Source organism: Kitasatospora sp. NPDC004669, assembly GCF_040609455.1.
In the GTDB taxonomy this organism is placed as follows: domain Bacteria; phylum Actinomycetota; class Actinomycetes; order Streptomycetales; family Streptomycetaceae; genus Kitasatospora.
Genome location: NZ_JBEXKB010000149.1, coordinates 1 through 9,241, shown reverse-complemented (window position 1 = coordinate 9,241; position 9,241 = coordinate 1). Strand labels below are relative to the sequence as shown.

Here is a 9,241-nt window from a genome sequence, read left to right as displayed (position 1 = left end):
TGCCCGCATGATGCCCAGTCAGTCCAGGCCACAGCAGCAGAACACCTGAACTCGCGTGTCCGCAGACCGATACCGCTCCAGACCACTCAAATCACACTGACCTGCGAAGACATCCGATCACGCCCGGTCGTGTGCCCGCCAACTGTCGAAACCGGGACAGCCATTCGGCCGTCAGGGAGGGTGATCAGAGGCAGCGCCCACCCTTCACTAGACCTCTCGCCCGGAGTCGGCCGTGCTGGTACTGGACGAGCGCGGCGGTGTCCTGCTCATGTACCAACCCTCGACGCGGGGGCCGACGAGGTCGGACGGCCAGCCTGCCGTCTCGACGGCGGCGTCGTAGACGGCGTCACCGAACGCCACAATGGCCTGGTGCGGGTCCGCTGTCTCCCTGAGCTTGGCCCACGGCAGACGAGCCAGACCGGCGTCGGGATGCCAGGCGGCGCCCTCAACACCCCAGGACCGGCCCCCGAGACCGTCCGGCTGGGGCCAGATGTACGCGTACATGCCGACGTTCGGCGCCTTGGCATCCCCGAAGGAGAATCCCACCGACACGTACGCGTCGAGCTCGGCGTTCTGCATGAACGGCGGCTGGTAGGGCGTCGGCACGGTGGGCTGCGCCCGGTAACGCGTGGCGGACAGGTCGAAGCCGCCCCACATCACACCGACCCGGGGGCGGTATCCCAGGAAGGGGGCCTGCCACGCCTCGAGCCCGTCAGCGACGAGGTTCAACGCCGTCCAGATCAGCCGGGCCGCGTGGCCATCCCAGGTGCGTTCGACGTGATCGTCCTCGAAGCGCGGCGGGGCATCCGGAATCTCGCAGATCAACGAGCTGCGCGGTCGGTGTATACCGAGCTCGTCTGCCGCATCGCAGAAGGACGCATAGAACATGGCGACTGATCCCTTGGACAATGGCACCGTCCGTGAGCCATTGTCGGCCTCGATGACCACGCCACCGTCGAGCAGGCTGTAGCGCACCGTGAAGGTCACACCTCGCTGCCGAAGGGTCGGCGTGCTGAGCCCCCTGGGGGTGACATCGAGAACGATGTTTCCCCAGCCGACTTCGAAGGGCTCGTCGAGGGTGTACTTGCCCGCGACCTGTACCACCCGGTTCACGTAGTCAACCATGGGCGCCAGGTCCTCATAGACCAGCGTCGGCCACGCATTGAGACGTTCGCCCACAGAGAGCCTCCCAGCGTGTCAACCGGATCAGCGGGAGGGGACGTCAGGTGCAGCGCCCGCTCCCCCATGCAGCGACAGGCGGGCCTCGGACACCGAACCGCGATCCGGTACCCAATTCTCACACGCAGGTCAGGGTCCTGCCCGCTCGGTGGCGCCGGGCGTCCGACCGACATGCTGGGCCAGCAGCCAGGATGCGGTGGGTGACCGAAAAGTTTGGCCCGCCTCGGCACGGGCGAGGCAGTCGTGCGATTCCACACGCTTGAAGTCGTCGCTCACGACCCCGGACAGTTTCATGAGGGTGTTTCAAGCATCCAGCTGTTCGCAACAAATCATGAAACATGATCGCCGCGGGTGGACCATCGCGCGTCGCCGCGTTTCACAGGCGACCACCTATGAAACACCCTCCGTCACACCGCAGACCGGGGCGATCCATGAATGGCAGGTAGCTTCCGCCTGGCGGTCGCGTGCTGGCGCCGCCAACGAGGTGCTGGGCAGGGCGTTCACGCCAGCCCGGGTGGGTCGGTGGGGCGGGCGCGGCGGAGGGTGCGGCGCAGGGCGGCCAGGAGGGTGGCGGTGGCAAGGAGGGCGAGGACGACGCTGGCGTTGCGCACCAGGTCGCGGGAGTCGATCTCGGGCACCGCTGGAGCGAGCAGGAAGTAGTAGGGCGGGGGGAGCATGGCCGCCCAGGGGAGGACTGCCACCGCAATGCCCGCAGCGCGCAGGCGGTCTGGTCGCTGGGCGCCGAGGTGGTGGAGCAGAGCGGTGCTCATCACGGCGGCGGGCCAGGCAGCAATTGCCATGAGCAGGCTCGTGGTGTCAAAACTCATGAACCTCAGCCACACGAGATCCGGAGTGCCTCCCCAATGCAGGAACAACCGTCGTTGAAGCACGTAACCAGAAACATGAGGCCAGAGGATGGCGGCACCGCTCATCAAGGTGAGGGCGGCGAGCACGGTCTCGCGCCGGCCCCGCAGGGAGAGGTCGACGGCGTCGGGCGGGGCGATCAGCAGCAGCGCGCAGGGCACGATCCCGAACGGCATCAGCAGCATGTAGGGGAGAACGTCGGCCAGCCAGCGATGGGGTATGAACGCCAGCGCGGGGCCGATCCGCCCGAGGATTCCCAGCACGACCAGGATCCGGACGGGCGCCCACCGGCCGAGGCAGGCGCACAGCAGGGCGAGGATCCAGGAGCAGGTCTGTGCCACAACCAGGGCCTGAATGGCGGGATGTCCCCAGCCATCTGACTGTGCCACGACGAGGGCCCGGCTGGCGGGGTGCCCCGAGTTTTCCGAGCCGAAGGGGTTGCGCAGGAAGAGCTCGATCAGCAGGCTGGCCATGCTCATGCCCGCCCCGCCGGCGAGGATGAGCGGCGCGGCGCCGGCGGCGATCCGGCCGATGGAATCGCTCGAGCTGAGCCGGGTGCGCAGCCGCAGCGCGTGCGCGGCGAGCGCCGCCCACTCACGCAGGGCGGCGCGGCCCGCTAAGTCCTGGACGGCCTCGGCGAAGACGGCGGCGATCTCCTCGCCGTGCGCGGCGCGGTACTCGGCCGGGTAGAGGCCGAGCAGGGGGAGCCGTGCCGCTATGGGGAGCCGCGCGGGGAGCGGAATGTTCGCGGGCGCGGTCGGGAGCGGGGCGATCATGCCGTTCCTCTGTTCGGCTGGAGCCGGCCGAGGGCGAGGCGGCGTTCGGCCTCGGCCACGCCTGTGCGCAGGCGCTGCGTCTCCGCGGTGAGGACGTCGCGGCCCTGGTCGGTCAGGGCGAAGTACCGGCGCAGTTTTCCGGCGACGACCTCTTCGTGGTCGACCCGGATGAGTTCCTGCTGGAGGAGGCGGTCCAGGGCGGTGTAGAGGGTGCCGGTGAGCAGTTTGGTGCGGCCGCCGGAGATGGTCAGGACTTCCTGGATGATCGCGTAGCCATGTCTGGGGGCGTCGGCCAAAGCGGTGAGCACGAGCCGGGTCGGCTCCTGCAGGTGACGGTCTGCCATATGACGATCTTAGATTGATGGTTGAGGTATGTCGATTGGTTAGCTAGGCTCCTCGCATGCCGGTTCACGCCGGGCAGTCAGCGGCTTTCCGCTGTCATGCGCACGTCCGGCTGGGCAGAGGTTGCCCGTGGGCTGTCCTGAACGATCCGGGGGGATCCATGCGCTCGCGCTTTCTGGTGACTGTTTCCATATCCGCGCTGCTGGCCGGGCCCGGCCTGACGGCCTGCAGTTCCAGCTCCACGGCCAGTGCACCGAAGGACGGTGGGGCCCCACCGCTCGTGAGCCGGACCCAGTGACCGCCGAACTCGTCGCCGTCAACTCCGGCCCCCACAGCTGTTCCCTGGCCGGTTACCCGAAGCTTGAGATCCGCATGGACAAGGGGTCGCGGGCCCATGGCGCCGGCCAGGGCAGCCCGGCTCCGGTGACGCTGGACACGGGCAGGAAGGCGGTGATCGACCTGCGCTACTCCGAGATGAACGGTAAGGGGCCGGACACCGAGTGCCCGGCCACTGCCAGTCCCGCAGACGTGGCCGCGCCGGGTGACAGCGCCACAGTCCGGGTCCCGATGGTGGATCAGAACGCCAAGCCGACGAAGGACACCATCTGCGGCGCCGAGGTCCGGATGAGCGCGCCCGTCGCCCGGTAGGACCCGTCCCTGGGCCATTCCACCGGGGTCGGCACCAACTGCAACAGCGTTCTGGCTCACCCAGAACCGACCATACGTCTTCCCGCTTTCCGTGCCCGACATGGTGAGGCCTCGTATTTCGAGGCCGACTCGACCAGACCAACGACAGCACCAAGGACAGGGAAGCGGGGCTCGTCCGGCCACCCGCGACCTACTTTGCGGCTGGTGTCTGGACCAGGACTCCGGGGCCTGTCCGATGGCCAGCGCCAGCTGGTCGGCGATCTGACCCCGGGAAACGCAGTCATCGTAGTCAACCCACCTACTCTCCTTGAGAGTTGAACAGGAGTGCAGTCGTGATCATCGGACGTAAGGCGGCGTCCCTCGCCGCCGTGGCCAGCGCGCTGGCCGGCATGGCGCTGTTCGCCGCCCCGGCGCACGCCGACACCGCTATCACCAGGTCCGTCCAGAATTACGCCGACGACACCAACCTCGACGCCCCCGACGGACACCAGGTGTTTACCCGCGACCCCCACTGGGGCTCCCAGGTATGGACCTTCAACCAGGTCTCCACCACCCCCACGGGCATCGGCATCTACACCATCAGCAGCCTCTGGTTCGGCGCCTGCATCCAGGATGCCGGCGTGGACTCCGCCGTGACACAGCAGCCCTGTGACCCCAACAAGCTCTCACAGCGCTGGGTCGTCGATTTCGGCCAGCAGGCGACCACCATCGCCAGTGAGAAGAACCTCAACGACGTCCTCCAGGGCAACGGAATCGACACGCCCGTGACGCTGAAGCAGGCCAACAGCGCGCCCAACCAGCTCTGGACCCTGTACAACAAGTAACCCACCCACGCCATCCCACCCCGGGCGGCCGACGCCGCCGCCCGGGGTCCTCACACAGGACTGTCCGGAGCCGGACGAGCTGGACGCGGCCGAGGTGGACGGGGTCGAGTTGTGGTGCGGACGCCGGTGCGGCCCGCGTTCAGCGGTGGTCCTCGTAACGGGAGACGAACCCACCGCACCAGTGCTCACGCCGGCCGGTCAGCCATCCCCGGCCACTACTGGTGGGTAGAGCTGTTGGCGCTGAGATTGATCACGGGTGGTTAGCGCAGCGCTCAGGCCTCGCGCTCGGCTTCTTGGGAAGATCGTCGGTCACTGGTGACGGGCGGCTACCGGTCCGCCGGCTGCCGGTGGAATTCTTGACTGCCCGGGTGAGGCCGAACAAGATCCCGCCGGACCGCCTGGCGACGCTTGCCCGGGACGGGCTGGGCAGCAAGGCGATTGGTGCGACCGCGCGGGGATCAGCCGCGACTTCTTCTGCGACCGCTTCACAGGCCGGCGGCGGGATCGTCGGTGATCACGGTTCGCAGCGGCCGGTGACCGCGTTCGTCGAGCTGGGCGAGTTCGCGTTCGTGGTCGACGGTGATAGAGCCGTAGTAGTTGACTGCCGAGCTGCGGGCCGGGGAGATGTGCGCCAGCACCTCGGTGTCCACCTCGCGTCCCGCACCGCGTAGTTCGTCCACGGCCAGTCCCATGTACTCGGTGTGCCAGCAGATGACGGCGTTCGTCGCGACGGTCAGGCACCACGCCTGCTCGTTCTGCTGCTCGGGCTGGCGCCGGGTGATCTTGCCCTCGCGGGCGTAGTGGAGCTGGCGGCGCAGGGCGTGGATGGATTCGCCCTTGTTCAGCTGCCTGGCGATCTTGCGCCGGTAGCCCTCGTCGGAGAGGTACTTATCAGTTACGTGGAATCACGCCGCGGGATCCACTCTGGACCCCGGGGCGTCACCACGGACTGAGGAGACTCATTGGGCATCTCAACGGTGCTGGAGGAGAAGTGGCCGATCCTCGGCCGCCACGAGCGGGCGGCTGAGTGGCTGCAGGTGTGGACGGACCTGGGCCGCGCCCCGCGCACGATCGACGCCTACGCCCGCGGACTGGCTGAGTATCTGCAGGTCTGCGAGCGGGAGAATGTCGACCCGGTGGCCGCGAGCCGCGCACACCTCGCCGTCTTCGTCCGCGAGCTCACCACCCGGCCCAGCCGCCGGGGCACCAACGTGCTGGCCATCGACTCCGGCGCCGGGCTGGCGAACGCCACGCTGCAGCAGCGGCTGGTGCCGGTCCGCTTGTTCTACGACTTCCTCATCGAGGAGGGGCTGCGCGAGTCGAACCCGGTCGGACGCGGCCGCTACACGCCCGGTCGCCGGTTCGGCGGCCACCAGCGCGGCCTGGTGCCGCGCCTGACCAAGCTGCCGTGGATCCCCGGTGAACAGCAGTGGCTTGACGTGCTGTCCGTCTTCCGGGACGAGCCGATCCGTAACCGTGTGATGCTCGCGCTCGCCTACGACGCCGCCCTGCGGCGCGAGGAGCTGTGCTCGCTGCGGACCGACGATCTGGACCCGGCCCGCCGGATGCTGCGGGTCCGGGCGGAGACGACGAAGAACCGGTTGGAGCGCGTGGTGCCGTACTCAGCGGCCACGGGCGTCCTGTTCTCCCGCTACCTGGCCCACCGATCCACCATCAGCCGGGCCCGCGGACCGCTGTTCCTGTCGGAGTCGCGCCGCAACCACGCCGAGCCGCTGAGCCTGTGGACGTGGTCGAAGGTGGTCCGCCGAGTCGCACTGGCCGCCGGGGTCCCGCGGTTCTCCACCCACACCACCCGGCACCTGTGCCTGACCGATCTGGCCCGCATGGGTTGGGAACTGCACGCCATCGCCACCTTCGCTGGCCACCGGAACACCGACTCGACGATGACGTACATCCACCTGTCCGGCCGCGACCTGGCGGAGAAACTCAACCAGGGCATGGAACAGATCCACTCCTGGCGCGTGGACATGCTGGCCCGACTCGGCAGCGACGCCCCTGTCGGAGGCCGCTCGTGACCGCCCCCGCACTCGCCCCGCTGTCCGAGACCGACGGTCGGCCCGTCTGGTCGTGGCCGATCGCCCCGGACCGCTACAACCGGCGTCCCGACCTCACTGTTCTCGAATCGGAGGCGCTTCGCCGCCTGGGCATGAACCTGCGGCGACGCCGCTGCTACGACCGCGATGCACCCGAGTGGGACACGATCGGTCGCTTGCTGCGTCCCCTGGACGATGCCCGTGCAGCGATGCACTGCCCGGACACTCCGCACCACCGCCGTGCTATCACCGATGCGATCGGTCTCATCCTGCTGCGGGCAGCGGAACTGGGGACCGCCTACTGGGCATGGACGCCGGACGAGTGGCTGCGGCTGATCGGCACCAGCGCGGACGAGTTCGAAAAGCCCTGGCCCGGCTGGATCGACGGCACTGTCCGCCCCTACGTCGCCGCCTACGGCTACCTGCTCTGCGGCTTCACCGATTTCGACCGCCTGGGCCCCTTCAACCGGCTCGCGTTGACCTGGCGCGTGTTTGGCACGGAACCCGTCGACCGCTCGATCCAGCAGGTCACGGACGTCCTCGGCCGGTGGGGCTATCGCATCGGCCGAGGTGAGGACCAGCGCCTGCCCACCGTGCTCTGCCAGGCGTTATTGCTCAACCGCAGCCCGCTGCTGGAGGACCTGACCACGGACGCCTTCGCCCGCCTGCGGAAGGAATCGGCGTGCGTGCGCTGGCACACCGGGTCCCTTCATGGCATCCAGCGGGCCGTCGCCGCGCTCGGCCACTGTGAACCGCCGTCCCGTCTGTCCACGGCAGCATGCCCGCGATCGAGGGCACCACCGACAGCTGGGCCGCCTGGGTCGAGCGCTGGTACGCCACCTCCACCTTGACGCTGAAGGTCCGCCGGACCTTCCGGATCATCATGGCCAAGGCCGGGCGGTGGCTCGTCGAGGAGTATCCCGAGATCACCGCGCCGGATCAGTGGACCCGGCAGACCTGCGCGGCCTGGGTCGCCAAGGTCGACCGACTGGCCGTCGGTGAGTACGTCCAGCGCGAGTACGGGCTCAGCAAGCGCGACGGTGAGCCGGTCTCGCCGCGCACGAAGGCCGGATATCTGACAGCCACCCGGACCTTCTTCCGGGACTGCCAGGAGTGGGAGTGGATCCCCCGCCGGTTCGACCCCGCCCGGGCCCTGGCCACCCCAAGGAGCGTGCATGCGCTGATCGGCCCGAACCCCCGCATGATCGCCGACGACATCTGGGCCAAGCTCCTGTGGGCCGGCCTCAATCTGGAACCCGAGGACCTGCCCGCGAACTCCAGCGGCCCGTGCTACCCGATGGAGCTCATCCGCGCGGTCACGCTGACCTGGCTGTTCAGCGGCCAGCGCAGTGACGAGATCGCCCGCCTGCGGGTGGGCTGCATCCGATGGCAGCACGATGGGGCCCCCATCCCCGGCGACTCCCGCGACGTGCTCGCCAAGGACGCCGTCTGCCTGCTGGACGTCCCTACCCACAAAACCGGCACCGCGTTCACCAAGCCCGTCGATCCTCTACTGGGCCAGGCCATCGAGGCATGGCAGGCGATCCGCCCCGACCAGCCGACGATGCTGGACCGCAAGACCAGCGAGCACGTCGATCTGCTCTTCGCGATGCGGGCCCGCCGGGTCGCCAAGACATACATCAACGGGACGATCATCCCGTCGCTCTGCCGGAAGGCCGGCGTCCCGACCGCCGACGTCCGCGGCAACATCACCAGCCACCGGGCCCGCTCGACCATCGCCAGCCAGCTCTACAACGCCAAGGAGCCGATGACACTGTTTGAACCGCCCCGGGTTCGGTGGGGACTCGATTTCGTGTAAGGACTCGAGTCATGGCACGTCCCACTTCCTACCCGCCTGAGCTGCGCCGTCGTGCGGTGCGCATGGTCGCCGAGGTCCTCGGTGACTACCCGAACGAGTCGGCTGCGCTGCGGGCCGTCGCGGAGAAGCTGGGTATCGGGTCCGCCGAGACGCTGCGCAACTGGGTGCGGCGGGACCAGGTCGACTCCGGGCAGCGTCCGGGGACGACCACGGAGGAGTCCGCGCAGATCAAGGCGATGAAGAAGGAGATCGCCGAACTCAAGCGCGCGAACGAGATCCTCAAGGCCGCGGCGAGTTTCGTCGCGGCCGAGCTCGACCGGCCACATCTGCGCTCGTAGCGTTCATCGACGAGCACCGGGGCCGCTTCGGCGGCGTCGAGCCGATCTGCCGCGTGCTCACCGAGCACGGCTGCAGTATCGCCCCCTCCACCTACTACGCCCACCGCAAGCGTTTGGCCTCGCCGGCCGCCCGCACCGTGCGCGACGAGGAACTCAAGGAGCTCATCAAGGATGTCTACCACGCCAACTACCGTGTCTACGGGGCCCGGAAGATCTGGCGGGAGCTGGGCCGGCAGGGCCACGCGGTGGCCCGCTGTACGGTCGAGCGCCTGATGCGCGAGCTCGGCATCGCCGGCGCCGTACGCGGCAAGAAGGTGATCACCACCATCGCGGAGCCGGCCGCCGAGCGCGCCCCTGACCTCGTGGACCGCCAGTTCGTCGCCGGCGCGCCGAACCG

10 protein-coding genes and 1 pseudogene are annotated in these 9,241 nt (G+C 68.8%); 7 read left to right on the top strand and 4 right to left on the bottom strand.

The window, feature by feature from the left end; translation table 11 throughout:
• Positions 1–207: 207 nt before the first annotated feature.
• The 3 genes from ABZW30_RS45760 to ABZW30_RS45750 form a co-directional block, all read right to left on the bottom strand.
• Positions 208–1,179 carry a DUF5996 family protein gene (locus ABZW30_RS45760; RefSeq protein ID WP_355677271.1) on the bottom strand — a complete coding sequence of 324 codons (972 nt, stop codon included), beginning with the start codon at positions 1,177–1,179 and terminating at the stop codon, positions 208–210.
• A gap of 500 nt (positions 1,180–1,679) precedes the next feature.
• Positions 1,680–2,819, bottom strand: a complete 1,140-nt coding sequence (locus tag ABZW30_RS45755) for a hypothetical protein (protein WP_355677270.1) — start codon at positions 2,817–2,819, stop codon at positions 1,680–1,682.
• Positions 2,816–3,163, bottom strand: a complete 348-nt coding sequence (locus ABZW30_RS45750) for a PadR family transcriptional regulator (RefSeq protein ID WP_355677269.1) — start codon at positions 3,161–3,163, stop codon at positions 2,816–2,818. Before ABZW30_RS45750 ends, ABZW30_RS45755 begins: the two co-directional genes overlap by 4 nt.
• Positions 3,164–3,455: 292 nt before the next feature.
• Between ABZW30_RS45750 and ABZW30_RS45745 the strand changes: the two genes are divergently transcribed.
• Entirely contained in the window at positions 3,456–3,809 is a 354-nt protein-coding gene (locus ABZW30_RS45745; protein ID WP_355677268.1) for a DUF4232 domain-containing protein, read from the top strand.
• A gap of 332 nt (positions 3,810–4,141) precedes the next feature.
• The gene (locus tag ABZW30_RS45740; protein ID WP_355677267.1) at positions 4,142–4,633 is read left to right on the top strand and encodes an RICIN domain-containing protein; all 492 of its coding nucleotides are present in this window, start codon (positions 4,142–4,144) and stop codon (positions 4,631–4,633) included.
• A 485-nt stretch (positions 4,634–5,118) separates the two neighbouring features.
• Here ABZW30_RS45740 and ABZW30_RS45735 read toward each other — a convergent pair.
• Positions 5,119–5,511 (bottom strand): annotated as a pseudogene (locus ABZW30_RS45735) (Tn3 family transposase); the annotation flags it as partial.
• 84 nt (positions 5,512–5,595) lie between these two features.
• Here ABZW30_RS45735 and ABZW30_RS45730 point away from each other — a divergent pair.
• The 5 genes from ABZW30_RS45730 to ABZW30_RS45710 all read left to right on the top strand — a co-directional run.
• Positions 5,596–6,669 carry a site-specific integrase gene (locus ABZW30_RS45730; protein ID WP_355677266.1) on the top strand — a complete coding sequence of 358 codons (1,074 nt, stop codon included), beginning with the start codon at positions 5,596–5,598 and terminating at the stop codon, positions 6,667–6,669.
• Positions 6,666–7,538 (top strand): hypothetical protein, encoded by an 873-nt coding sequence (locus tag ABZW30_RS45725; RefSeq protein WP_355677265.1) that lies wholly within the window; start codon positions 6,666–6,668, stop codon positions 7,536–7,538. The genes ABZW30_RS45730 and ABZW30_RS45725 overlap by 4 nt, the downstream gene beginning before the upstream one ends.
• A complete protein-coding gene (locus ABZW30_RS45720) occupies positions 7,466–8,506 on the top strand; it encodes a tyrosine-type recombinase/integrase (protein ID WP_355677264.1) in 1,041 nt (346 codons plus the stop codon). Before ABZW30_RS45725 ends, ABZW30_RS45720 begins: the two co-directional genes overlap by 73 nt.
• 11 nt (positions 8,507–8,517) lie before the next feature.
• Complete coding sequence (locus ABZW30_RS45715) at positions 8,518–8,844, top strand: transposase (RefSeq protein WP_355677263.1); 327 nt, start codon at positions 8,518–8,520, stop codon at positions 8,842–8,844.
• A 53-nt stretch (positions 8,845–8,897) separates the two neighbouring features.
• On the top strand, positions 8,898–9,241 hold a 344-nt coding region (locus ABZW30_RS45710), incomplete at its 3' end, for an IS3 family transposase (RefSeq protein WP_355677262.1).